This is a genomic window from Desulfocapsa sulfexigens DSM 10523 (assembly GCF_000341395.1).
Classification (GTDB): Bacteria; Desulfobacterota; Desulfobulbia; order Desulfobulbales; family Desulfocapsaceae; genus Desulfocapsa; species Desulfocapsa sulfexigens.
Genome location: NC_020304.1, coordinates 435,091 through 459,824, shown reverse-complemented (window position 1 = coordinate 459,824; position 24,734 = coordinate 435,091). Strand labels below are relative to the sequence as shown.

The 24,734-nt window shown below is 48.3% G+C and carries 19 protein-coding genes; 6 read left to right on the top strand and 13 right to left on the bottom strand.

What is annotated here, in order from left to right; all coding sequences use genetic code 11:
* The first annotated feature begins 53 nt into the window (after positions 1 to 53).
* Both UWK_RS01970 and rfaE2 read left to right on the top strand, forming a co-directional pair.
* Positions 54 to 767 (top strand): DVU0298 family protein, encoded by a 714-nt coding sequence (locus UWK_RS01970; protein ID WP_015402670.1) that lies wholly within the window; start codon positions 54 to 56, stop codon positions 765 to 767.
* A gap of 30 nt (positions 768 to 797) precedes the next feature.
* Positions 798 to 2,078, top strand: coding sequence for a D-glycero-beta-D-manno-heptose 1-phosphate adenylyltransferase (gene rfaE2 / locus UWK_RS19785; protein ID WP_228130031.1), 1,281 nt, complete (start codon positions 798 to 800; stop codon positions 2,076 to 2,078).
* An 84-nt stretch (positions 2,079 to 2,162) separates the two neighbouring features.
* Here the strand turns inward: rfaE2 and recA are convergent, their stop codons facing one another.
* Genes recA through mnmA form a run of 4 tightly spaced genes read right to left on the bottom strand, consistent with a single transcriptional unit; the run spans position 2,163 to position 6,828 of the window.
* Positions 2,163 to 3,203: a recombinase RecA gene (gene recA, locus UWK_RS01955; RefSeq protein ID WP_015402668.1), complete on the bottom strand. Its 1,041-nt coding sequence runs from the start codon at positions 3,201 to 3,203 to the stop codon at positions 2,163 to 2,165.
* A gap of 35 nt (positions 3,204 to 3,238) precedes the next feature.
* Positions 3,239 to 4,480 (bottom strand): CinA family nicotinamide mononucleotide deamidase-related protein, encoded by a 1,242-nt coding sequence (locus UWK_RS01950; protein ID WP_015402667.1) that lies wholly within the window; start codon positions 4,478 to 4,480, stop codon positions 3,239 to 3,241.
* A gap of 3 nt (positions 4,481 to 4,483) precedes the next feature.
* On the bottom strand, positions 4,484 to 5,797 hold the full coding sequence (gene mtaB / locus UWK_RS01945; RefSeq protein ID WP_015402666.1) for a tRNA (N(6)-L-threonylcarbamoyladenosine(37)-C(2))-methylthiotransferase MtaB: 1,314 nt from the start codon (positions 5,795 to 5,797) through the stop codon (positions 4,484 to 4,486).
* A complete protein-coding gene (mnmA, locus tag UWK_RS01940; protein ID WP_083907163.1) occupies positions 5,794 to 6,828 on the bottom strand; it encodes a tRNA 2-thiouridine(34) synthase MnmA in 1,035 nt (344 codons plus the stop codon). Before mnmA ends, mtaB begins: the two co-directional genes overlap by 4 nt.
* 83 nt (positions 6,829 to 6,911) lie before the next feature.
* Here mnmA and UWK_RS01935 point away from each other — a divergent pair, with 83 nt between their 5' ends.
* Entirely contained in the window at positions 6,912 to 8,198 is a 1,287-nt protein-coding gene (locus UWK_RS01935; protein WP_015402664.1) for a peptidase U32 family protein, read from the top strand.
* On the opposite strand, the gene UWK_RS01930 is transcribed toward UWK_RS01935, so the two are convergent.
* From UWK_RS01930 to UWK_RS01905, 6 genes are all read right to left on the bottom strand, one after another.
* Positions 8,184 to 9,401, bottom strand: coding sequence for an L-serine ammonia-lyase, iron-sulfur-dependent, subunit alpha (locus UWK_RS01930; RefSeq protein ID WP_015402663.1), 1,218 nt, complete (start codon positions 9,399 to 9,401; stop codon positions 8,184 to 8,186). The two genes, UWK_RS01935 and UWK_RS01930, sit on opposite strands and share 15 nt — an antisense overlap.
* A gap of 67 nt (positions 9,402 to 9,468) precedes the next feature.
* Positions 9,469 to 10,992, bottom strand: coding sequence for a fumarate hydratase (locus UWK_RS01925; RefSeq protein WP_015402662.1), 1,524 nt, complete (start codon positions 10,990 to 10,992; stop codon positions 9,469 to 9,471).
* Between the two features lie 87 nt (positions 10,993 to 11,079).
* On the bottom strand, positions 11,080 to 11,955 hold the full coding sequence (locus UWK_RS01920) for an ATP-binding protein (protein ID WP_015402661.1): 876 nt from the start codon (positions 11,953 to 11,955) through the stop codon (positions 11,080 to 11,082).
* Positions 11,955 to 12,794: a nucleotide-binding protein gene (locus UWK_RS01915; protein WP_015402660.1), complete on the bottom strand. Its 840-nt coding sequence runs from the start codon at positions 12,792 to 12,794 to the stop codon at positions 11,955 to 11,957. Before UWK_RS01915 ends, UWK_RS01920 begins: the two co-directional genes overlap by 1 nt.
* 127 nt (positions 12,795 to 12,921) lie before the next feature.
* Positions 12,922 to 13,410 carry a NifB/NifX family molybdenum-iron cluster-binding protein gene (locus tag UWK_RS01910; protein ID WP_015402659.1) on the bottom strand — a complete coding sequence of 163 codons (489 nt, stop codon included), beginning with the start codon at positions 13,408 to 13,410 and terminating at the stop codon, positions 12,922 to 12,924.
* Positions 13,411 to 13,553: 143 nt separating this feature from the next.
* Entirely contained in the window at positions 13,554 to 14,354 is an 801-nt protein-coding gene (locus tag UWK_RS01905) for an LbetaH domain-containing protein (RefSeq protein ID WP_015402658.1), read from the bottom strand.
* Positions 14,355 to 14,568: 214 nt separating this feature from the next.
* Between UWK_RS01905 and lon the strand changes: the two genes are divergently transcribed.
* The gene (gene lon, locus UWK_RS01900) at positions 14,569 to 16,974 is read left to right on the top strand and encodes an endopeptidase La (protein WP_015402657.1); all 2,406 of its coding nucleotides are present in this window, start codon (positions 14,569 to 14,571) and stop codon (positions 16,972 to 16,974) included.
* A 7-nt stretch (positions 16,975 to 16,981) separates the two neighbouring features.
* On the top strand, positions 16,982 to 18,031 hold the full coding sequence (gene mltG, locus UWK_RS01895) for an endolytic transglycosylase MltG (RefSeq protein WP_015402656.1): 1,050 nt from the start codon (positions 16,982 to 16,984) through the stop codon (positions 18,029 to 18,031).
* Positions 18,032 to 18,121: 90 nt separating this feature from the next.
* Here mltG and UWK_RS18065 read toward each other — a convergent pair whose 3' ends face one another.
* From UWK_RS18065 to UWK_RS01880, 3 genes are read right to left on the bottom strand one after another with little or no spacing between them, the layout of a single operon-like run.
* Positions 18,122 to 19,333 (bottom strand): HD-GYP domain-containing protein, encoded by a 1,212-nt coding sequence (locus UWK_RS18065; RefSeq protein ID WP_015402655.1) that lies wholly within the window; start codon positions 19,331 to 19,333, stop codon positions 18,122 to 18,124.
* A 17-nt stretch (positions 19,334 to 19,350) separates the two neighbouring features.
* Entirely contained in the window at positions 19,351 to 21,522 is a 2,172-nt protein-coding gene (locus tag UWK_RS01885) for a HEAT repeat domain-containing protein (RefSeq protein WP_015402654.1), read from the bottom strand.
* 32 nt (positions 21,523 to 21,554) lie between these two features.
* Positions 21,555 to 22,748 carry a GGDEF domain-containing protein gene (locus tag UWK_RS01880; RefSeq protein WP_167320702.1) on the bottom strand — a complete coding sequence of 398 codons (1,194 nt, stop codon included), beginning with the start codon at positions 22,746 to 22,748 and terminating at the stop codon, positions 21,555 to 21,557.
* A gap of 336 nt (positions 22,749 to 23,084) precedes the next feature.
* On the opposite strand from UWK_RS01880, the gene UWK_RS01875 reads away from it, so the two are divergent.
* Positions 23,085 to 24,731 (top strand): NAD+ synthase, encoded by a 1,647-nt coding sequence (locus UWK_RS01875; RefSeq protein WP_041916554.1) that lies wholly within the window; start codon positions 23,085 to 23,087, stop codon positions 24,729 to 24,731.
* Positions 24,732 to 24,734 lie beyond the last annotated feature (3 nt).

The window sequence follows — 24,734 nt, the reverse complement described above, 5'->3', positions numbered from 1 at the left end:
GGTGAGTGTTTATTTTACTTTTGATAGTAATTCTCACCTATGGAGACTTGTAAATGAACAGAAAAATAAAAAAAGAGGTTCTGGCTCTTTTAGCGGATAATGATTTGAATCATGCTCGTGAAGAGCTTGCCAAGTTTGACGAACAGGGGCTGGTGAATCCCCTCTTCTCAGGTCTGTATCGTCCCGAAGAGATGTTGCGGTGGCATACTGTGACCATTTTCGGCGAAGTCTTAAACCGTCTTGCCAATAAGAATATGGAGGCGGCACGAATTGTCATGCGCCGTTATCTCTGGAGCCTTAATGATGAGTCTGGCGGTATCGGGTGGGGGGCTCCTGAGGCCATGGCGGAGGCCATGTATCATCATGACGGTTTGTGTGATGAGTACCTTCATATGCTGATTTCATACATGCGTCCGGACGGACCTCTTGAACACCAGGATGGAAATTATCTCGAACTTCCCGAATTGCAGCGCGGTCTGCTGTGGGGTGTTAGCAGGCTGGCAGAAAAACGAGCGGAGTTGCTGTTAGAGAAGGATGTTGTCCCTGATCTGCTCCCCTACCTAAACTCGCAGGATGCCACAGTGCGGGGCTTGGCGGCAAAGGGGCTGGGTCTGCTTGGAGGCATTGATTTTGAGAAGAAGTTGGAGCCGTTGCTGCAGGACGAGCGGTCGGTCCGCCTCTATCGCGATGGAGAAATTTCTGTTGTGACCGTTTCGAAAATTGCCGCAGATGCCCTGAGACAGTGTCGTGTCCTGCAGCCCGCATAATCGATAATCTTTACAATGAAGAGTGTAGTCGTGTCCGATACAGTACTTTCCCAACTCGGTTTTCTCCAGTTTGAGATTGTTGCAGGTGACATTCAAAAAAATCTTGAACAGGTACGATCTGGGCTGGCTGAATTAGCTCCGGCTCCGGGAAGCCTTATTGTTCTTCCAGAGATGTGGGCCACCGGTTTTGTCTACGAGCAGTTGGCTACACTTGCCGATGAGATCCCTGAACTTCTTGTGGAATTGGAGGAACTCGCCTCTTCCTTCGCTATTATCCTCGCAGGATCTCTTCCCCAAAAACTGACAGAGGGGAAAAACAAAGAACATTCTCTGTACAACACTCTGTTTTTTTCAGGTATCGGGAAAGCAGGTGCTCGTGGAATTGCCAAGCAGAATCTGTTTTCTTTCTGGAAGGAGGATCTCTGGTTTCAGGCCGGGAAGAGTCCATCGCCCATAGCGCTTCCCGGAGGTGATCTGTTGGGTGGGCTGGTCTGTTATGATCTTCGTTTCCCCGAAGCGGCAAGGTTTCAATGCCGTCAGGGAGCAGGGATTCTGGTGATGTCTGCAGAGTGGCCTCGGGCGAGAATTGCTCAATGGCGGGTGTTGCTTCAGGCTCGTGCCATTGAAAATCAGGCCTTCGTGGTTGCGGCGAATTGCTGTGGTGACTGGGAAGGGATGCGCATGGGTGGCCATTCCATGATTGTGGCACCCGACGGTGAGATTATCACTGAAGCAGGTGACACTGAGGGGGCGTGTTCGGTTCCCTTTAATCGGGAAGTGCAGAAGGAACTGCGGGAGCGTTTTAACAGTGTTGCACCTTCTCCCTGGGCGTTTGAAGATAGTGATAAAATCCTCAGCCTGGAGACAATTACCGAAAATGTAACCAGACGCCGGAAAGCAGGGCAGAAAATTGTTTTTACCAATGGCTGCTTTGATATCATTCATGCGGGGCATGTGGAGTATCTGCAGAAGGCCAGGTGCCAGGGAGACTTTCTCATAGTTGGCTTGAATAATGATGCGTCCATTCGTTCTATCAAGGGACCTGCCAGGCCAATCAACAATGAGCAGAATCGGGCGAGAGTTCTTGCCGCACTTGGTTGTGTGGATGGCGTTGTTCTTTTTGGAGAAGATACTCCCCTCCATCTGATAACCACAATCCGCCCAGATGTTCTGGTAAAAGGGGCAGACTGGGAGGAGGATGATATTGTCGGGGGGGCTGAGGTAAAGGCAGGAGGTGGCAGAGTGGAGCGGATCAGCTTTGCCAGTCAGACATCAACAACGGCGGTAATTGATCAGATCAGGGCAAGCTGACGGATTGCTATGGCAACAAGGCGGACTTCTTTCCGTCGTTGAGTATTACTCCCGCTGGGCTGCGGGAGTAATATCTATATTTTTCTATTCAGTTTCGTCCGTTGCTTTCTTTGCATCTGCTCCAGCGGGGGCAAGCAGCCCGAATCCCATTCGGACTTTCTGGTCGATGTCGGTAAACATTTCCGGATGATCCTGAAGGAATCGCTTGGCGTTTTCCCGTCCCTGGCCAATGCGTTCGTCCTGATACGAATACCAGGAGCCACTCTTGTCTATGATTTCCTGCTCTACGGCAAGATCAAGCAGGTCACCTTCCTTGGAGATGCCTTCCCCGTAGATAATGTCAAATTCTGCTATCTGAAACGGGGGTGCAACTTTGTTTTTTACCACCTTCACTTTGGTGCGGTTTCCAATGACTTCCTGACCGTCTTTCAGGGAACCGATTCTTCGTATATCGAGGCGTAGTGAGGAGTAGAATTTAAGAGCGTTTCCGCCCGTAGTGGTCTCCGGGTTCCCGAACATCACTCCGATTTTCATCCTGATCTGGTTGATAAAGATAAGGATGGTGTTGCTCCGACTCAGGACACCGGTGAATTTACGCATGGCCTGTGACATCAGACGCGCCTGCAGGCCCATATGGGAATCACCGACATTCCCATCAATCTCCGCCTTGGGAACCAGGGCAGCCACGGAGTCGATAACAATAATATCCACGCCGCCCGATCGAATAAGAATCTCTGCAATATCAAGAGCCTGTTCACCAAAGTCCGGTTGGGAGACGAGAAGATTGTCAACATCAACGCCAAGGCGCTGGGCATATGCCGTGTCGAGTGCATGCTCTGCATCTATAAAAGCAGCTGTCCCGCCCTTTTTCTGAGCCTCTGCAACAGCATGAAGTGCAAGGGTAGTTTTACCGGAAGATTCCGGGCCGTAGATTTCAGCGATTCTCCCCTTGGGGAAACCACCTACTCCGAGTGCAATATCAAGGCTCAGGGAACCTGTTGAGACCACAGGGATCTTTTCAACTGTTGCCCCGCCAAGGCGCATGATGGAGCCTTTGCCGAATTGGCGTTGAATCTGGCTGATTGCGTTGTCTACGCTACCCTCTTTATCTTTTGCTGTTGCCATATTGAACCTCTTGTGAATTATATTCTGTTGATTGATTACTCTGTTTCTAACAGAGAACGTCTGACAATATCAAGTGCTGTCTGTGCTGTTAATTGCTGGATCTCGTATCTGTTCCCGGTAAAAAGAAAACGCTCTACCCGGGTGTCTTCCTGGTCGGCGATTCCTATGAAAACGGTGCCAACGGGTTTCTCTACACTGCCTCCATCCGGTCCAGCAATTCCGGTTACGGAAAGGGAGATATCTGCACTGCTTTGTTTGCGCATTCCCTCAACCATCGCCGTTGCAACTTCTTTGCTCACCGCCCCGTAGGTTTTCAGTGTGCTCTCGTCCACGTCCAGATAGGTCGTTTTCATCGAGTCTGCATAGGAAGTTACCCCACCAAGATAATAGGCAGAGCTTCCTGCGATTGAGGTCACAAGATAGCTGATAAGTCCCCCCGTGCATGATTCTGCAACGGAGAGTTTTTTGTTCCTCTTCTGTAACAATTCTCCAACCACAGATTGCAGGGTGTCCTGATCCCGGCCATAGAGAGCTGAGCCCAGTGTCTGTTTAAGGAGGCGGGATGTCTCTTTGGCAAGTTGCTCCGTCTTTGTTTTGTTGTTACCGCGAATGGTCATACTGAGATGAACCTCTGGGAATACAGGGTAGTAACCGATCTCCACATCCTTATCCAGGGGAAGTGCTTCCACCGCGCTGTTGATGTCACTTTCCTGGATGCCGAAGATTTTAAAGACCTGCTGTACGCTGTTGAGGCGGCTTCCCTTATACCATGTGGCAAGCCTGGGTAGTACCTGTTCTACTAGAAGGGTGCGCATTTGATGGGGGATGCCGGGAAGGAAAAAAATTGGCTTACCGTCATGAATGAGCTGGAACCCTGACATTTTCGACTGTGCATTTAAGGCCTCAGCTCCCTCGGGGAGCCAGGCAAGTTTTTCAAGAGAACTCACCGGCTGACCGGTGTTTGCATCCAGATGTTTTCTGATGAGAGAGAGGATCTCAAGATTTGGCATGGTTGGCCGGTTCAGCGCTTCAGAGACGGCAACCGTAGTGAGGTCGTCATCCGTGGTGCCAAGGCCACCGGTCACGAGTACAAAATCTACCCGTCCCAAGGCTCGTTTCAAGGCCTCACCAATGAGCTTAGGAGTGTCACCGATGGTGTGCATGGCATAGATGTCAAATCCTGCCTTGAAAAGATGGTGAGCGGCAAAACCACTGGTGGTGTTGGGGATCCTTCCCGAGGTGAGCTCGTTGCCGATGGCGATGATTTCTCCAAGCATTTTCTATTTTCCTGCCTGTTTCCCGACAACAGCGCCATTGTCGCCAATTTTTTCAAGGTGAACAGAAATGACAGTCCCCATCAAAATATCATCCCCTGAAAAAACCACAGGAATGTAATTGTCAGTAAATCCTGTGAGCAGGTTGTCTCTCGTGCGCTTATGCTCTACCAGTACGGGCCGTTCTGTTCCAAGAAAACGGGTGTAAAATGCCTCCTTTTTAGCATCGGCAAGTTTGCGCAGTTGCGCAACCCGTTGTTGACTTACTTCTTTTGGTACCTGGTTTTTAAAGGTTGCCGCAGGGGTGCCAGGGCGTTTGGAGTAGGGGAAGACGTGGAAATAGGTACCGTCAATTTCTTCAAGGAGTTTTCTGCTGTTGTCAAACTCCTGTTCTCCTTCTCCAGGGAATCCAGTCAGGATATCGATACCAATAGCAGCATCGGGAAAAGTAGTCTTGCATTTCTGAATGATTTTTCGGAATGTTTCCCTATCATAACCCCGGTGCATACGTTTGAGAATGGTGTCGTCACCACTCTGCAGAGGGATGTGGAAATGGGGCATGAAGTTGCTACAGGAGTGCATGGCATCGAGGAGTTCATCGGTGATTTCCTGTGGCTCAATGGAGCTGAGTCTGAAACGAATATCAGGATGTGCGTTACAGGCGGTTCGCATCAGATCTGTGATATCAGACTGTTCTTCAAGATCTTTTCCATACATGCCCACATGGATTCCGGTGACAACGATTTCTCTGTGGCCAGCCACTTCAAAACGGGCCGTCTGTTCAAGAACCTCAATCAGAGGCAGGCTACGGCTTGGGCCACGGGTATAGGGGACAATGCAGTAGGTGCAGAAATTTGTGCAGCCATCCTGAACACGGAGATAGGCGCGGGTTCGGTCACCGAAACGTTTCATGGGAAGGCTGCAGATCTCTTTTTTGCTCAGAATCCTTCCCATAAGCATGGTGAGATCGCAGGGTGTTTCCTTCAGGGCTACTTCAACGAGGAGATGTTTGTTGCCATTGCCAACAATACAGACCGGTGTTTCTACTATTTCAGCAAGTTCATTGGCAGCCATCTGGGCATAACACCCTGTTATGACTACCTTTGCCTTGGGGTGGCGGCGCATAAGTCTGCGCACGGTCTGGCGGGATTGGGCACCGGCTTTTGCGGTGACCGCACAGGTGTTGATGACCACGATATCGGCGTCCTCGCCGGCCAGGGCTTTCCTGCATCCAGATTCCTCAAAACCACAGAGGAAGGATGCGGATTCGAACTGGTTGACCTTGCAGCCCAGTGTATTGATAATAATTTTTTTCTTCATTGGATTTCACCACTTCCAATAAGCCGATCGCCCTCGTAGATAACTGCGAATTGACCGGGTGTAACAGCCCGTTGCCGCTCTGTGAAGCTAATGTGGTAATGATCCTCCGATATCTGTTTTATCTTTGCCGGTTGACCTTCATGGCCATAGCGGATGCGGACCAGGTAGTCGTGATCCGATTTCGGGGGCTTGCCGCAGTTCCATGAAACATCCTGTATTTCAATAGAGTCTTGATAGAGGTCGTCATTGTCACCCACAATAACACGGTTGGCAGAGGCGTCAATTTTCAGGACATAGAGGGGAGATGGTGCGGCAATCCCTAAACCACGACGTTGTCCAACTGTGTAGTTGATGATGCCATTATGCCGTCCCAGAACATGACCATTAATATGTACGATATCGCCATCCCTTGCAGATTCCGGACTTCGGGTTGTTAGAAAGTGACCAACGGATTCATTTTGTAGAAAACAGACATCCTGGCTTTCCCGACCTCTGAAATCGGTGAATCCATGTTCTTCGACAAGGTCATAAACGGCAGATTTTGTCATAGCTCCCAGTGGGAATTTCACCCGTGCCAGCTGCTTTTGACCTAATCTGGCAAGAAAATAGGTCTGGTCCTTGATTGTATCCTCGCCCTGTTGCAGAAAAAAACAGCCGTCTTCTTCCACAATGCTTGCGTAATGGCCGGTGGCAATCTCCTCCATTCCATGTTCCAGCATGGCATCCATAAACAGGCCAAATTTTATTTTTGGGTTACAGACCATACAGGGGTTTGGGGTACGCCCGTCAAGATAGGTATTTGTAAAATAGCTGAGAACTTTCTCCTCAAAACGAGCGCTCAAGTCTATCACTGTAAGAGGGATTTTGCATCGTGCAGCAATATCTTTAACTCGCACCAACTGCTGGTTGATATCCGGTTGGGCAAGCTGCATGAAAAACCCGTGAACGTCATATTGTTTTCGCAAAAGCAATGCGCATGCAGTGGAGTCTACTCCTCCGCTCATGGCCATACCAACTTTTGTTTTTCTCACTTGATCTCTTGATTTCACATGCGGTGTACAGTATGGAATGTTTATCCTGGATAAGAAATTATAACTTTTAATAGTAGCGTACAATGGATAAAAAAGAAAGCAACAAAGCTGGTATTCCAGTCATCCCCGAACTCCTTGCTCCGGCAGGAAACTTTGAGAAGATGGTTACTGCAATTCACTATGGTGCCGATGCCGTGTATATGGGTGGAAAGCAGTTCAGTCTCCGGGCAAAGGCTGGGAATTTCAGTGATGAAAAAATGGCAGAGGCTGTGCAGTACGCTCATGCTCACGATGTGAAGATATATGTGACCATCAATATTCTGGCTCATAACCGTGATTTTACAGAACTGGATAATTACCTGTCTGGGCTGAGAAAAGCCGGAGTGGACGGTTTGATTATTGCCGATCCCGGTATCCTGCGACGAGCCCGAGAATGCGTGCCGGAAATTCCTGTACACCTGTCCACCCAGGCCAATGTGACCAATGCGGAGGCTGCTGAGTTCTGGTTTGAACAGGGGGTCAGCCGCCTCAATCTTGCGCGTGAGTTGTCCCTGAAGGAAATCCGCGAGGTTCGGCAGCAGACACAGGGAGAACTGGAAATTTTTGTCCATGGAGCCCTCTGTATCTCCTATTCGGGACGCTGTATGCTCTCCAACTACATGACAGGAAGAGATGCTAATCAGGGAGCCTGTGCCCATCCCTGTCGCTATAGCTACAAGCTGATTGAAGAGAAGCGGCCTGGTGAATATTTTCCTGTAGAAGAGGATGAGCGGGGAACATATATCTTTAATTCGAAAGATCTCTGTCTCCTGGAAGGCTTGCCGGAACTGGTGGCCAGTGGTGCAAATTCATTAAAAATTGAAGGACGGATGAAGTCAATTTTTTATGTAGGTGGAGTGACCCGCATTTATCGGGCAGCACTCGATTATCTGCGGGACTTGCCACCCGAGGCCTGGGATAATCCGTCGGAGATCAGGTTGCCATCGATTGTGTTCGAAGAGATTGCCAAAACCGGAACCCGTGGTACCAGTGAAAATTTTTTCAGACATGTGCCAGGGAGTTCTGAGATGCTCTATACCAGTCCCCGGGTTCAGATGGAAGTTGAGCCAGTGGCCGTGATCAGAGGAGAGGGTGAGGCACCACTGGTTGAAGCGAGGAATGTCCTGGAAACGGGGAATCAGGTGGAGTATATGCTTCCCGGGATTAGCTGTATTCCCTTAACCGTTGTCCGTATGGAGACCGAAAAGGGGGAGGTGATAAGTCGTGCTAACCCCGGTAACCGCTTGTTTCTTCATACAGAACCGCCTCTGACTCAGGGGCGGATGAACGGGATTATACGCCGGAGTAGAAAAGACTCATTTATTACGTAAAATATCAATGGTTTCACGCTCAAATTTTGCAATAAGTGGATTGTACTGGGTAAGATGATCCAGAGTTTCATGGAAGGTCGTGCCAAGAAAACCGTCCCGTCCGGAAACCAGAAATCCGTTTTCTGCATGATTGATGGCGGTGAGGGCAGTACTTACAGCAACATTGCCCCGCATGGAGCAGCTTCCCTTGGCACCGTCGCAGAATCCTCCGCCAATGGCTGATATAAAGTTGTTGTAGGCGCCGTCAAAGAGCTCCAGTTTGTTTTTTAAATACAGGATGCCCCCGATAACACCGGCACCTGCAGCATACTGGGCTCCACAGACCGAAGAAACTTCACCAAAACGTGAGGTGATGAGGCTGGTCAGTAATACTGCAACGAGTACACCCTTAATTTCCAGTTCTTCTCCAAGGTCAAGATCCCTGCTGTAACACACCACGGGGACCATACAGGTCAGTCCCTTGTTACCGGACCCTGCACAGCTCATAATGGGAATAGGGTCGCCGTTCATTCTTGAGTAGATGGCTCCCATTACGAGGGAATCTGCACCATGGCCACTTTTAACATATTTCTGGCCGTGTAGGGCTGCTGCCATATTATAGGCAATTCCCTGGCGAACCGTGGTTTGCAGGGTCTGGTCTTTGTAGCACTCTTCAATGAGTTCCGGCCAGTTCAGAGCTTCATATATCGCATCCTCATAGGGAAGAGAAGCTGCTGCTGCCTCTTTTTCTTTTTCCTCTGCTATATCAATAGTTCTGTTGTTTAAAGTGACAGCCGTCACCTTGGTGTGCCCGCCTTCTATACGTGCTTCAACATGGTTTGTGGCTCCTCGTGCCGAGACAGCGATCAGCAGAGTTTCCGTTTCAACCAGTTCAACTTTGAGAATATCGCGGTCATGCAGAGCTTGTGCCCGGGTGATGGCATCTTTCTCCAATCCAGAAAAGATCGAAAGCCGTTTTTCCGGGCAGGCCATGACAAAGCCAAAGAGCAGGGCCCATTCACTGCCACGTTTGTCACCTGCTCGTGGAATTCCGGCTCCGAAGGCATTTTTGTAAGTACGCTGATCAATACGTAAGAGTATCTCTTGAGGGATGTCGTCCAGGTATTTTCCTACAAAGCTGGCACAGAAGGCGATAGCTGCCGGTTCTGTGCATCCTGCGGTGATTTCAAGGGCGTTGTTTAATTTTCGGGAAAGTTTTGTCATAGTATTAGGGCCCCGCGGTGGAAGAAGTGGAGAGTGTTAACGGGTCTCTGTCAGGGACAACGAGAACCTATTTGTGACTCCGATAATCGCGGATCTTCTGGCTCCAGAGAGCAGGACCTGTCTTGTGGACTGACTCGCCCCGGCTGTCGACGGCTACCGTTACAGGCATATCTTCAACCTCAAATTCATAGATTGCCTCCATGCCGAGATCTTCGAAGGCCACCACTCGTGCTTTCTTGATTGCCTTTGATACAAGATAGGCAGCTCCTCCAACAGCCATAAGGTATACAGCGCCGTGTTGGCGAATGGATTCGATGGTTGCATCACCTCGTTCCGATTTTCCTATCATGCCGATAAGGCCGGTTTCTTTCAGCATCATGTCACTGTATTTGTCCATGCGGGTGGAGGTTGTAGGGCCGGCGGGGCCAACGGCTTCGTCTCTTACGGGATCAACGGGTCCCACGTAATAGATAAATTTCCCCCTGAAGTCAACTCCATTGGGGAATGGTTTTCCTTCCTTGAGGAACGTCTGAATTCTGCGATGGGCTGCATCGCGTCCTGTGAGGATGGTACCGTTCAGAAGCAGTGTCTCTCCAGTATTCCAGGTTGCAATTTCTTCCCTGGTGATTCCATTAAGCTGTACCCGTTTGACACTTTCACCAACCTCCCATTTGATTTCAGGCCAGTCTTCCAGTCGTGGCGGAGTAAAGTGAGCAGGACCGCTGCCATCAAGAGTGAAGTGAATATGCCGGGTTGCGGCACAGTTTGGAATCATTGCGACGGGAAGGGATGCTGCGTGGGTTGGACAGTCCAGTATCTTGACATCGAGAGCGGTGGTAAGCCCACCCAGACCCTGGGCTCCTATTCCGAGTTCATTTACCTTTGAATATATTTCAAGCCGCAGTTCTTCTATGGTGTTGTCGGCACCTTTTGCTATCAGCTCCTGAATGTCGATGGGCTGCATCAGCGATTCTTTGGCAAGTACCATGGCCTTATCAACGGTGCCACCGATACCAATACCAAGGATTCCGGGGGGGCACCAGCCGGCCCCCATTGTGGGTACGGTACGTACCACCCAATCGACGATGGAATCATTGGGGTTGAGGGTGGCAAATTTACTTTTGTTTTCGGATCCACCACCCTTGGCAGCAATACGGATATCAACACTGGAGCCTGCAACCAGCTCGGTGTAGATAACTGCCGGGGTGTTGTCTCTGGTGTTAATTCGTTTGCCGGCCGGATCGGCAACCACAGACGCACGAAGTGGATTGTCCGTATTATTATAGGCCGTTCGAACACCCTCATCCACCAGTTCCTGAATGGCTGTGGTGGTGTCGAAGCGGCATTCCATGCCAATTTGCAGAAAGACGGTAACGATACCCGTGTCCTGGCAGATTGGACGCTGGCCCATGGCTGCCATCCTGGAGTTGATCAGGATTTGAGCCATGGCATCCTTTGCCGCCTGGCTTTTTTCACGCTCGTATGCACGGGCCATGGCCTGAACGAAATCACGAGGGTGGGTGTAGGAAATGTACTGGAGGCTCTCTGCGATGGAGGCAATAAAATCCTGGCTACTGATTATGGTGGTCATATATGGCTCTCAAAAAAGGAGTTAAAAAGGCAGACTATTTTTTAGAGTATATACCACCAGAAGGAAAAAACTGAAGGAAAAGCTCTTCTATAGGTGTTCCTTTAGTTTTTTCCATATCGCCTTAATTGAGTACCCGGCCAGGCTGGTATCATCAGCTGTCACCGGCACTCCCTGAATCTGGCAGGTAATAACCTGGCGATCAAATGGGATTTTTCCAAGAACGTTAGCTCCGCGATCGTTGCAGGATTTCTCTATGCTATCGCTCATCTCGGAGTGAAGATCCCACTTGTTTATGCAAACCAGTGCAGGGATTTTGAAGTGTTCGGTGAGGTCAAGGATGCGATCCAGGTCGTGTTTTCCGGATAGGGTAGGTTCGGTTATTACGACGGCAAGATCCACATTGGAGAGTGATGCGATGACCGGACATCCCACCCCAGGAGCGCCATCGATCAGGATCAGACCGGTATTTGTTGTTTCAGCGAGCTGTCTTGCCTGATTTTTGATGTGGGAGACCAACTTGCCCGAGTTTTCCTCCCCTGCGAAAAGCTGGGCGTGAACAAGAGGCCCGTAGGCGGTATCTGCAATGTACCAGGAACCGCAATGATTCTCTTGGAGTACAATGGCTTCTTCCGGACAGAAGTGGGCGCAGACACCGCATCCTTCACAGTTGAGTGGTGAAATGACCGCAGTTTCCCCCATGGTAATTGATTCAAATTGGCAGAGCTCAGCACACATGCCACAACCGCTGCACTTATCCGCCTCTACCCGGGCCTTGACTCCGGACTTGAAGTCATGGGTCTCAGTTGGCTTTGGGGCGAGAAGGAGGTGGAGGTCGGACGCGTCAACGTCACAGTCCACGAGAATTTTGTTTTCTGCCAGATGAGCAAAGGATCCAACGATACTGGTCTTCCCGGTACCGCCTTTGCCGCTGAGGATCAATACTTCTTTAATTGTCTGTTCCATTATTGGGCTACCTCAAAGGCAATCCGAGTTAGAAGGTCACTGAAAACAGTGCGTAGCTCAGGTACAGTGTCCACAAGATTTATACCCCGTGCATAGCCTTCTGCAATGGCACGCTGGAATGGAATCTCAAGGAGAACAGGAATGTTCTCAGAATCACAATAGCGCTGTACCCTGTCGTCACCGAGATCGGATCGATTAATAATTACACCACTGGGAATCTTGAAGTTCTTGAGAACCGTGGCAGCAAGTTTCAGGTCATGAAGGCCAAAGGGTGTGGGCTCGGTTACCAAGATCACATAGTCGGCATCATTGACACTTTCCACAAAAGGGCATGATGTCCCCGGGGGAGCATCGATGATGGTCAGCCTGTCTTGTTCGGCCTTGTGTTTGACGGCTTTTAAGAGCGGGACGCCCATCGCCTCACCGATCCGGACACGGCCATGAACGAAATGAATATCACCAGCCATTCCAGATTCGAGAATACCAATTTCCCGTGTGTCTTCGATGAGTGCATCCTCCTCACATACCCTGAAACAGCCAAGGCAGGAATGGCACATCTCTGGAAATATCATTACCGTTTTGCCAAACTGAGCAATTGCATTGAATGCACAAATGTCCCGGCATTTTCCACAGGCTGTGCATCGTGACTCGTCCAGCCGGGGAACAGTGACGACAACAGTTTCTCTGTGAGTGAGTTTCGGTTTGAGAAAGATATGTCCGTTTGGCTCTTCCACATCACAGTCCAGGTACTGAACATCTGTGCCTGCACTGAGAGCCAGGCTGGTTGAGATAGTGGTCTTTCCGGTTCCACCTTTCCCGCTGCCGACTGCTATTTGCATACTGCTACTCTCCTTGCTGTCTGCTTAGGAACCGTTACGAAATAACCTGGCCATTTATATTGATTTCGTTACGGCTCCTTATGCCGATTCGGTTGATTTATTGGCTATGTTATTTTTTTACAGCGGCTTATCGACGACACTGTCCGCGTCCCTGACCTTTGCCTTGTCCCATCCCCCTGCCTTGCCCCTGTCCTCTGCCACAGCCGCAGCCCTCTCCTCTTCCCTGGCCTTGGCCCTGCCCCTGGGTAGGAGATGGAGATGGCTGTGATGGCTCTTCAGTTTTAGGGGGTGATCCCGTCGTTCCGGAATATTTTGCCATGGCATCGCGTACGCTACCGCTGACATCATTTACTGCTTTAACACCTGCTTTTTCAAGAACGGGCAGGGCCTTGGGACCAACTCTTCCGGTGAGCAGGGCTTCCACTCCGATGTCTGCAACCTGTGCTGCTGCACTGATTCCAGCGCCATGGGCAGCTTCTTTTCCTGCTATATTATTGATTGCCTGAAGTAGCTCTTTTGTTTCAGTATCTATAATAAGGAACCATGCAGCTCTGCCAAAGCGAGGGTCAACCATGGAATCTAAGGTGTTTCCTGTTGCGGTGATTGCAATTTTCATTGATGCCTCCTGAGATTTTAAAATCCGAAAAACAGATCCGTTGCGTGCCTATGCACAAAAAAACTATAATGGTAATATGCACAAAATCAAGGGAAAAACAGTGAAGTGAATAAAAATAAGTTTTTTCTTGGTGGCCTCAAGGATCAGCGAATAATAGTTCGGGGGGAATGGTATCCGGAAGGGGCTGTGGTGTTGGGCATAAGGATTCCTCCCTTTCCGATTATAGTGCCTGGATTGGTGACCGAGTTACAGCCAGTTTGGGCCTCATCGCCCAAGATGGCACCAAATTTACGTCGTCCGGTGTCCACTAATCCATTTTCCGTACGGATAGAGACATTGCCACCCAGAAATTTGAGGTTGGCAAATTTTGTTCCAGCACCAAGATTAGCGTTCCGGCCGAGAATAGAGTCTCCAAGGTAGGCAAAATGACCGGCTTTGGCATCATTGAGGAAAATCGTATGTTTTACTTCAGTGGTATGACCCACAACAGATCTTTTCCCGGTAAGGCAGTAGCCGCGAAGATATGCTCCCTGGCGTACTTCTGTGCAGTCACCTATGATGGCCGGTGATTTGATCAGGGCTCCTCCTTCAATAAGAACCCCCTTGGCAATATCAATTTTACCGCCAATAAGAATAGCACCTGCCATAATTAGTGCTGCACCTGTCAGTTCTTCATCACCTTTGGTAACCCTGAGCTTGCCCCTGGTGGTGTCCCCGTACTCGACTGTAAACCCGTCAGTAGGGAAGCAGTGTCCCTCGTGACAAATAACGGGAAAGGGAAGAGGGATGCCATCCGGAATGAGTTTGGCATCGAGTTCGGGGTACTGATGTTCATCCATATATTTCTTTAAGCTGTTCAGTGCCTCCCATACTGGTTTGTCATTATCAAAAAGAGCAGTATGGGGGAATTCGCAAAGGTCAAAAAAGGATTTTGTCGATAACATTCTTTTCTCTCGGTGAAAAATGCTCTGGCATATATAATTGGATGTAGATGGGAGTGGCAGTATGGAGGAAAAGAGTAAAATATACAAGAAAAAATGAAGGAAGAAGATATGGGAGTGATTGCTGGCTTGACTTCAATATAGACCGTGTTTACGTTTCTGTGACAAATTACGATTGCTGCAGGTTTTTTTCTGTTTTTGAATAGAGGAGGTTTTTGTGGATTTTAACGATTCTTTATCCATAGGTATGGATGATTTTACTGACCATGAGGATATGGTTATTCCTGACGAATTGCCGATGATGGCTGTTCGGGATGTTGTTGTTTTTAATTATATGATCATCCCCCTCTTTGTAGGGCGTCCAAGTTCCGTTGAGGCTGTCAACGCAGCTCTTGCTGGTGATAAGCTGCTTATGCTGCTCACTCAGAAAGATGCGACTCGTGACAACCCCGAACCAGAGGATCTCTACACCGTAGGAATGGTCTGCATGGTCATGCGCACCCTGAAGCTTCCGGATGGCAGATTAAAAGTTCTTGTTCAGGCTGTTTCCAAGGCAAAAGTTAAAAAATATGTAAAGACCGAGCCCTACTGTCTCGTGAAGATCAAACCAATCGTCGAAGCTGAGATTGGAGAGACGGATGTGGCCACTGAAGCGCTGATGCGTACCGTACGTGAACAGACGGAAAAGATCATGTCACTCCGTGGGATTCTTTCCGCCGACCTGATGATGATCATTAATAACATCGAGGAGCCGGGGCGTTTGGCTGACCTTGTCGGTTCAAATCTGCGTCTGAAAATAACTGAATCTCAAGCCATCCTTGAAGAAGCTGACCCTATTAAACGTTTAAAGCTTGTGAATGATCTGCTTGCCAAGGAACTTGAGGTTTCGACGGTACAGGCAAAGATCCAGTCCGATGCCAAGGAGGAGATGAGCAAATCCCAACGCGAGTATTATCTGCGGGAGCAACTTCACGCTCTGCAGAAAGAACTTGGTGATGGAGATGAACGTGGCCAGGAGATTGATGATCTGCTGCGTAAGATCAAAAAAACCAAAATGCCGAAACCCGTGCGTAAGGAGGCCAAAAAACAGGTCAGCCGCATGGAGATGATGCATCCCGATTCTTCTGAAGCAACAATTATTCGTACCTATATTGATTGGATTCTTGATGTTCCCTGGAAAAAGGGGACTAAAGACAGGCTTGATCTCAAGGCTGCCAAAGAGGTGCTCGACGATGATCATTTCGGTCTCGAAAAGATTAAGGAGCGGATTCTCGAATATCTTGCGGTACGAAAACTCAACACCGAAACCAAGGGACCAATTCTCTGTTTTGTCGGTCCTCCCGGTGTGGGGAAAACATCGCTTGGAAAATCTGTTGCCAGAGCCATGGGACGCAAGTTTTATCGTCTCTCTTTGGGAGGCATGCGTGATGAAGCCGAGATTCGCGGTCATCGCCGTACTTATATAGGTGCGATGCCCGGCCGGATTTTACAGGGATTAAAAACAGTAAACTCCAATAACCCTGTCTTCATGATGGATGAGATTGACAAGATCGGATCTGATTATAGGGGCGATCCTTCCTCTGCTCTTCTGGAAGTACTTGACCCGGAACAGAATTTTGAGTTTTCAGATCACTACATGAATATGCCCTTCGATCTCTCCAAGGTTATGTTTATTACCACGGCAAACAGATCTGATACCATCCCCGGGCCACTGCTCGACAGGATGGAAATTATTCGCCTCTCCGGCTATACGCTTGAAGAAAAGGCGGTTATTGCAAGAAAGTATCTGCTGCCTCGTCAGATTACCGAAAATGGTATTCAGCCCCGGCATCTGCGTTTTGCCGATACGGCTATTGAGTATATCATCAGTCACTACACCCATGAGGCGGGGCTGCGAAATCTTGAACGGGAAATCGGTAAAATCTGCCGGAAGGTGGCCCGAAAGATTGCTGAGGGTGGTAAGGGGCCATATGCTATCAGTCGTAACACTCTGGATCGGTATCTCGGGCCTCCAAAAATTATTCCAGAGTCTGAGCTTGAAGCTTTGCGTCAGCCGGGGCTTGTTACCGGTCTTGCCTGGACAGAAGTAGGTGGTGAGATCCTGACGATCGAGGTCAATCTCATGCCAGGGAAGGGCAAGATGATTCTCACCGGGCAGCTTGGTGATGTGATGAAAGAGTCGGTACAGGCTGCCTTGACCTATTGCAGAAGTCGTTGTGATGATCTTGGAATCGAAGAAGATTATTTTGAAAAACACGATATTCACGTGCATGTCCCGGCGGGGGCTATTCCCAAAGACGGACCTTCGGCGGGCATTACCATGGCCACGGCCATCTATTCTGCTGTTACCGGAAAGAAGGTGCTCAGGAAGCTCGCTATGACCGGAGAAGTTACTCTTCGTGGACGTGTCTTACCCATTGGCGGGTTAAAGGAAAAAGCTCTGGCTGCCGTCAGGGCAGGTCTTAACAAGGTTATAATACCTGCACAGAACGAGAAGGACCTGGCTGAGATTCCAGCTGAAATTCGTAAAACCATGACATTCTACCCAGTCAAAAATATGGACGAGGTTGTGGAAATCGCTTTTAACAGGACAGTAAAGAAGAAGGAAATAAAAAAACCGTAGTAGGACGATGGAAAGCAATGACCAGAGGTCCTGTGGCCGTTTTACAGGAAAAAGGATCGCTCTTGTGGCGATCCTTTTTCTTTTTGCAGTTCTGGGGGGGATTGGAGGCTGGTTTCTCTATTTTGCAAATCAGGCTGCGCCAGGAGACCAAAGCGAAACGGAGGTTGTTGTTGTCCCTCCCGGATCCTCCGTAGTGGAAATAAATCGGATTCTGGCGCAGGCAGGTCTTGTCCAGAATGATGTCCGTTTTCCTGTACTTGCCCGTTATCTCGGGATTGCAGCGAGACTCCAGGCTGGTGAATTTGCACTGCACCGTGGTCAGACTCCCTCGGAGTTACTAAGGGAGCTCGCTTCAGCAAAACCCATTCAACATGTCGTTACGATTCCGGAGGGCTTGACCATTGCCGAGACCGCAGCTGCCTTTGCAGGTGGAGGCTGGTGTGACGCGGAGGAATTTATTCGCCTGGCAAATGACTCCGATTTTATAAAGAGTTTGGGACTTGAGCCGCACAAAAGTCTAGAAGGATATCTTTTCCCGGATACCTACTACCTCACCAGAAAAGAGCAGACAGCAGAAGACCTTCTCCGCATGCAGGTTCGTCATTTCTTTACTGTCTGGAATGATATCAAGACAACTGCTCCCCTGGAACTTTCTCCCTATGAAGTTCTTATTCTGGCTTCCATGGTGGAAAAAGAGGCAGCCAAGGCCTCGGAACGTCCTCTTATTGCAGGTGTCTTCTTTAATCGGCTGAAAAAAAGCATGCGTATGCAGTCGGATCCTACCGTTATATACGGGATTAAAGATTTTTCAGGTACACTTAGTCGCAAAGATCTGCAGACCCCCTCTCCATACAACACCTATACTCTGAAACGCTTGCCAATTGGCCCCATCTGTAATCCGGGTAAAGAAGCCCTGAATGCTGTTTTGCATCCCACCGAGAGTAATTTCTTCTATTTCGTTTCAAACAATGAAGGCAGTCATATCTTTTCAAAAAATCTTCGAGAACATAACCGGGCGGTGAAGAAGTATCAGCGATCGAAAAAAGAAAAAAAATAAACAAAATTTCTGTTTGCTAAATGTACTCTTCGGTGAACAGAAAGAGAGAGTGTTTGCAGGCGAGATTTTATCAACTAACTCTTTCGTAACTTATTTTGGAAGGACCTGATTTTTCGAGATAATGGAGATAAAATTATCAACGAGGAAAGGATGGAAGCTCAATCCTTTTTCTTTCACCAGAAGGTTACGGATGAGTTTTTCTGAGCTTGCTTTACGGTAGGGTCTGCTACATCGCATGGCATCATAGGTGTCAGCAATTGCGATCATTTGGCTTACAATATTCGGGGTCCAGGTTTTGCCGATAGCAGGATAGCCGCCACCATCAAAACGGATATGGTGCTCAAGGGCAGCCAGTACAGCCAGTTTAGGGGCATCATTAAGGTTGAGTAAATATCCTGCACCTTTTACTGCATGTGCTTTTACAAGTTTCTGCTCCTCAATGTCCAAATTCCCCGGTTTATTCAGAATTTCTTCAGCGACAAAGGTCTTTCCAATATCATAGAGGGTGGCGGTGATTCCTATGTCATACAGATGCTGATCGGTAAATCCCAGCGATTCTGCCTGGGCCAAAGTCAGAATACAAACATTGATTACATGGGTGAACGTATATTCATCGCTTGTTTTCAGAGTGGTGAGCAAAGAAAGCGGATTGAGATTTCTTGAAAAAAGCTTCACAAAGTTAGATATGCTGTCCTGTACTCCGCGTAGGTCGCAATCCTGTTTTTTTCTGATGGAGAAGTAGAGTTCCTGGGCCAGAACCAACTGTTCGTTTGAGAGGGATTTTAATTTTGCGATGAGATTCAGGGGTTCATCCCCTGGCTTGGCCAGGTTGTTTGTTGCTAAGAGCGGGTCGCCTGGTGATAAGCTACTTCTGTGATCTTCAACCAGTCCCAGTTTACCCGAGCTGATAGTAGGGCTGGTGTATACGGTTTTCCCTGCAGAGGATGCAAGATCGAAGAGAAAGCGGCTCAGTTCCTTGAGGGTAATTCCTTTTCTGAAAACAATGTGGCTGATCTCTTTCTGCTTGAGAACTGTGATAAAAAGAGCAAAATAATCAGCTTCTTCAGGACGAATGGCTTTGTCGTTAATAATAATATCATTGTCAATAATCAGGAGAGTGAGTTCTCTGGTGGTCTGCAGGGTCTTGTTGAGGCTTCTGTATGCCTCGGCGATCATTTCGATGGTTTTTGGATGATCGGGGGAGTAGAGGCGGGTGTTGCTGATGACTATCCTCAGCAGATACAGTGTGTTGAAGATCTGCTGCTGGGATCTGTTTTGCTTCTTGATTCCAAGAGGTATCATGGCTCTTCCTGAAGGCTCTATTGGACAGGGAGAAGTGCCTCACATATTTTATGGATCTCAGTATCGTCTATTTGCATTCCCTTCTTCACCAGTTCCATTCTATCCTTATTCTTATAGCCTTTCAAAGAATAAAAGAGGATTCGTTTCATGTTTGTTATCTGTTCTCTATGGAAGAGCCATTTTGTGAAAGCAATTTTTTCCAGGCATGGCAAAGCCCTGGCATCACCGATGTGACTGAGTATCATGAAGAGTTTTCGGTTTCTTTCAATACTTGCCTGTTTGACAAACTGGTATTCAAGGAGATTCAGAAGACTCGGGACACAGGCGGGTGGATTGTGGGTAGTGCAAAGCTCTATTGCCGTATTTATAGTGTGTTCGTTTTCCGATTTCAGCATGGCAATAAGGGTGGCGATTGCTTCGTTGTCATTTATGGGGAGGAGGAGGTTGAGAACCTGCATACGGATATCCGGATCTTCATTATCCAGAAATGGGTGGAGGAGGCGGACTGTTCCCTGAAGACCGAGATAGCCGACAAGGGTCAGGAGTTTACGCATGTTGCTGGTGGTTGTTTTGGGGAGCAGGGTAAAAATCTGTTTAAGTGCATCCAGTCTGAAGGTCCTGAATATGGGGACCAGCGGATCTTCCTCGGATATCATTGGTTTCATACAGAATATTTTGAGGAGTTTGTCAATGATACCGGGGCAGAAGAGTTTGAACAACTCTATTGCATTTTCTCTTTCCTGCTCAGTTGCCTCGGGTAGAATTGAATAAATGTAGTCAAGAAAGTCGAGTGCTGTGAGTTGCTCAAGGCATTTTCCGGCAGTCTTTCTGATGAGGGGCTCTCCTTTTGCCGTTGCCTGCTGCTGTAGCGTTTTGGCTGTTGTCACCAGAAGCTCATAGGTTCCTGTGTCGGGAAGCACCAAACATGTTTCCATCAGTCTTGCGGCGAGTGCCTCATATTCTTTTTCATTTACAGTCTGTTCCATCAGGAGAAGTGTCACACGGACAATTTGTCTGTTTAAGTGATCTTCGCTCAGGCTTTCCAGGTGTTGATCCAGGGGGAAAGCTTCCGGAAGAATATCCGGTGATGGTGAAGACTTTGCCAGATGCTGCAGTGTGTCGTGGTAGTCTGAACCGACATGTTTATTGTAGCTTTCCGGGTTCAGGAGATTGCTGACGTTTTTTTGCCGGGCAGTTGCTGCAGATGTTGTAGATCCTGGAGTGGATCGTATAGTGGAAATTTTCCTGACAAGGTTAATTAACGCAGGAGAGACGCGGACATTCTTCTTGTTTATTTGTTGAACCATTTCCAGTACAACGGAGTTAGAAAATGATTCCAGTATCTTTTCGGGGGTGCCGCTCCGTATATTCTGATCACAGCGTTCAAGAGTTGTATTGATGAATTGTTCGCGAATCTTCGGGTTGAGTGATACCAGAATCTGATCGAGTTCCCGGCCACCAAAGGATGCTGGAGAAGATTGCTCCTGTGGGAGGTCCTTCAACGTTTGGTCGAGAAGGGTGGCAAACTGCATTATAATTTCCGGTTGTCTTGCAGCATGTCTGTTTATGGCGGCAGCCAGAGCTTCCGGGGATGGACTCCTGTTGCCAGAATTGGTTTCTTCATCGTTTTCAGAATAGCCAAGGACTCCACTTGTTAATTTCCGGGTAAAAGAAAGCCAGGTTAGCGGCTCGCCTGTATCTGTGCCGGAATCTTTTTTGCTGCTGCGATCCAGGTAATTGTAATTGATGAACTCCACATTGATATGGGAAAGGTTGAGCGTGGAGAGTTCCTGCCCCAGAGTTTTTCCCGACTGATTCTGTTCCGGCAGTACTCCCACGGTTTTAAGAAACTGCAGGAGAGAATGCTTGCTGATGCCGTGGGAGAAACTGAACGAGGCGATTTCATGGCTGCTCAGAATTTTAGCCAGTGCAGAGCATGCCTGCGAGTCCTCTCCAATGGGGCGTTCATTAAAGGTGATGACATTTCTCGCAACACCAAAGAGTATTGTGTTTCTGGTGCCAAGGAGCCTGCTGAGATGCTGGTGGGCAATTATAAGCCTGTTTTTGACAAGTGAATGTCCAGCCGGATAGATCTGGATGTTCTTGAGAGCGAGATAAATGAATGCAAGAAGTTCGGTCAGTTGTTTTGTTTCTTTTTTCTGTGCCTGGCTGAGTTCTTGAGTATTCACAGTAGCCTTTTCGGTTAAGGTGACAGTAGCGGTTACTGCGCAAGTTGTTGTATGATATGGTCAGCAATAGCCTTGGTGGTATCACTGTTGGAATCATGTTGGAGGAAGCTGAGTCCTATGTCAAAGAGGTCGGTGTCGAACTGTTCCACCCGTACCACAGAACCAGTTATTGTCAGAATTGAATTTTTCTGTATGGGGATTGTTAATTCCAGCAGTGTTCCGATGTGATAGCTACTGCTGCTGGAAATAAGAATGCCACATTCGCTGAGATTTTTTGATTTGCTGGTTCCGTCCTCTTTGCTGTTTCCCAATGGTCGTATGGTGATATCCTGTTCAAAATGAATTCTTGTGAAGACTCTTTTTTCTTCTGCAAAGAGGTTGAGTTCATGTTTGCCACGACTTTTCGCCTGATAGAGGGCACGATCTGCACAGAAAAGCAGCTCTTTCCCGTTGCGACTGTCCAGAGGGAAAGAGGCCAGGCCACCACTACAGGTAACGGAAATGTCCTCTTCCCCATGGTGAATAACCAGAGTATTAATCTGATCCAGAAGCTTTTTTCCCACCAGCAATCCCATGAATTTATTTGTTTCCGGAAGCAGGATTACAAATTCGTCCCCGCCAAAGCGGCAAGCGAGATCTTCTTTACGCTTTGAATTGATGATTATTTCGCCAACCTGCCTGAGGACACTGTCTCCTGCAAGGTGACCATGGAGGTCATTTGTCTCTTTGAAATTGTCCAGATCGAGAAAAATAAGGGTTGTATTGTGGTTGTGTCGTGTGGCTCGCGACATTTCCTGGTCAAATAAATCCTGAAATGCCCCTCGACTCAGTAATCCTGTAAGGAAGTCATGGCGGGCTGACTTGAGAGTTTCTTCGTAGCGCTTGAATTCTATGAGTTTGGGGTTGTTGAGGTATGGCTCTACGGTACTGAAATAGTCACAGGCGGCAGTGGCCAGGCCTACCTTGCGGTTCAGAATGTTTTGCATTGTTTCGGCATGTTTGACAATGGCATCCCAATGTTTACAGGCATTATCCCGGGTAAAGTTCAGTTGCACAAGATTGTAAAGTATGAGCTCGCAGGCTTCTTTTTTCATACTTTCAAGAAGGGGTTGCAGGCAACGGCACTGCACCGTGGAGTCACCGGGGTTACTGCTGAGTGAGAGGAGAATCTTTTGTTGCAGGAGCTCTTTGTCTAAGGGAAAATCAGCCTTGTCATGATGATTCATTGGCACAGATACCTGCATTGTGGGAAGAGCTGTCATGTTTGGTTTATGAAGAAAACCCCTGAAAATAAAATGTTAGCAAATTCCCATGGAAAATGAAATGAAAATCAGCTTTAACTTGTTGATATGATAAATGTAACTCCGATGATAGTCTTGTGATTGTTCAGTTATTTCGGGTGATTCAAGGAAATTCATGTTTTTGCTGTTCCCATCTGAGAAAAGTATATACTAGTATGCCGTAGCTGAATTGGAAGTGTCAGTGCTTGGCCATAAATGATGAATGTGGTAAGAGAGCGTATAGTTTGTGAGTTTTCCGTAACTTTTTGTTTTGAAGAATATATGAAAATAGCCCTGGTACAAATAAATCCGGTGATTGGTGATTTTTCCCGGAACAGCCGGAAAATTCTTGATGCCTGTCATGAGGCACAGGAGAGTGGATGCGAGCTTATCATCTTTCCGGAATTATCTCTGTCGGGCTATCCGCCTTACGATTTATTGGAACGACCGGCCTATCTTGCGGCTCATGATCAGGCTCTTGAGCACCTGTGCTCTGCCCTTCCGGAGATCGATGTCCTTCTTGGCTGTATAGAAAAACGGGTCGGAAAAGGATATGGAAAGAAACTGTATAATAGCGGTTTTCTTATCCGTAAATCTTCCGTGGTGCAGCGGATACAGAAGCAACTTTTGCCCACCTATGATGTTTTTGATGAAAAACGCTGGTTTGAGGCAGGGAATGTTCCCGGCGTTATCGAGTGTGGCGGTCTGCGTTTTGGCGTTACCATCTGTGAAGATATCTGGCATTCTGAAATTGACGAATACAATACTGATCCCGTGGAAACGTTTTTCAATAGTGGTAATAGAGTGGATTGTCTTATTAATATGTCAGCATCCCCTTTTCAGCGGGGCAAGGAGTCCGTTCGCCATCGCCTTTTCAGGACGGTTTGTACCCGTCATAAGGTTCCTCTGCTCTATGTAAACCAGGTGGGGGGGCAGGATTCGCTGCTTTTTGACGGACGCAGCATGTTAATGGATGGGGACGGAATTATCAAGGCAAAGGCCCGTGGTTTTGTGGAGGACATGCTTATTATTGAGAGTAGCAGCTGGAGCGGAGATTTGCATGAAAAGGCGGAAGAAAACAGTCTGGCAGCAGTACATGACGCGCTGGTGATGGGGGTTCGTGATTATGTCAGAAAGTGTGGCTTTCGTTCCGTGGTTCTTGGACTCTCAGGAGGGATTGATTCTGCGTTAACAGCAGCTATTGCCGTCAGGGCACTTGGGCCCGAGAATGTCCTAGGTGTGGCTCTGCCGTCACCATACAGTTCCGATGATTCCATGGAGGATGCGAAGGAGTTGGCAGAAAATCTGGGCTGCAGATTTGAAGTGATTCCCATCAGCAATCTCTTTAATTCCTTTAAGGAAAGTCTGTGCCCTCTGTTTGGTGACACCCCTGTGGCTCCTTCTGACCTTACCGAGCAGAACCTGCAGGCCCGTATTCGCGGGAACCTGCTCATGGCGTTGTCCAATAAATTTGGCTACCTGCTTCTGTCCACCGGGAATAAAAGTGAGATGGCCGTTGGCTACTGTACATTATATGGTGACATGAACGGCGGGCTGGCTGTCATTTCAGATGTTCCCAAGCTGCTGGTGTACGAGTTGTCCCGGTACGTCAACAGAGATAAAGAGGTTATTCCCCTTCGTACCATGACTAAGGCCCCCACGGCAGAGTTGAAGCCCGACCAGTGTGATCAGGATGATCTCCCCGATTATGCAATCCTTGACCGGATTCTGGAGTTGCACCTCGAAGAGCATCTTGGAGTGGAAGAGATAGTTGCTCATGGCTTTGAAAAGGATATGGTTGTCGATGTGCTGCGTCGGGTACGGTTGAATGAGTATAAGCGTAAACAGGCTCCCTTGGGTCTGAAGGTTACCAGTAAGGCTTTTGGCTATGGACGCAGGTTTCCAAATGTGCAGAATTTCCAAGGCTAACGA

Coding starts and splice junctions, on each gene's coding strand:
- mltG (WP_015402656.1), top strand. CDS start 16,982: ATGGAAAGCAATGACCAGAGGTCCTGTGGCCGTTTTACAGGAAAAAGG.
- UWK_RS01905 (WP_015402658.1), bottom strand. CDS start 14,354: ATGTTATCGACAAAATCCTTTTTTGACCTTTGCGAATTCCCCCATACT.
- UWK_RS01970 (WP_015402670.1), top strand. CDS start 54: ATGAACAGAAAAATAAAAAAAGAGGTTCTGGCTCTTTTAGCGGATAAT.
- UWK_RS18065 (WP_015402655.1), bottom strand. CDS start 19,333: ATGATACCTCTTGGAATCAAGAAGCAAAACAGATCCCAGCAGCAGATC.
- UWK_RS01920 (WP_015402661.1), bottom strand. CDS start 11,955: ATGGAACAGACAATTAAAGAAGTATTGATCCTCAGCGGCAAAGGCGGT.
- UWK_RS01930 (WP_015402663.1), bottom strand. CDS start 9,401: ATGACAAAACTTTCCCGAAAATTAAACAACGCCCTTGAAATCACCGCA.
- UWK_RS01880 (WP_167320702.1), bottom strand. CDS start 22,748: ATGAATCATCATGACAAGGCTGATTTTCCCTTAGACAAAGAGCTCCTG.
- UWK_RS01935 (WP_015402664.1), top strand. CDS start 6,912: ATGGATAAAAAAGAAAGCAACAAAGCTGGTATTCCAGTCATCCCCGAA.
- UWK_RS01915 (WP_015402660.1), bottom strand. CDS start 12,794: ATGCAAATAGCAGTCGGCAGCGGGAAAGGTGGAACCGGAAAGACCACT.
- UWK_RS01925 (WP_015402662.1), bottom strand. CDS start 10,992: ATGACCACCATAATCAGTAGCCAGGATTTTATTGCCTCCATCGCAGAG.
- mtaB (WP_015402666.1), bottom strand. CDS start 5,797: ATGAAGAAAAAAATTATTATCAATACACTGGGCTGCAAGGTCAACCAG.
- UWK_RS01950 (WP_015402667.1), bottom strand. CDS start 4,480: ATGCTTGGAGAAATCATCGCCATCGGCAACGAGCTCACCTCGGGAAGG.
- UWK_RS01875 (WP_041916554.1), top strand. CDS start 23,085: ATGAAAATAGCCCTGGTACAAATAAATCCGGTGATTGGTGATTTTTCC.
- recA (WP_015402668.1), bottom strand. CDS start 3,203: ATGGCAACAGCAAAAGATAAAGAGGGTAGCGTAGACAACGCAATCAGC.
- UWK_RS01910 (WP_015402659.1), bottom strand. CDS start 13,410: ATGAAAATTGCAATCACCGCAACAGGAAACACCTTAGATTCCATGGTT.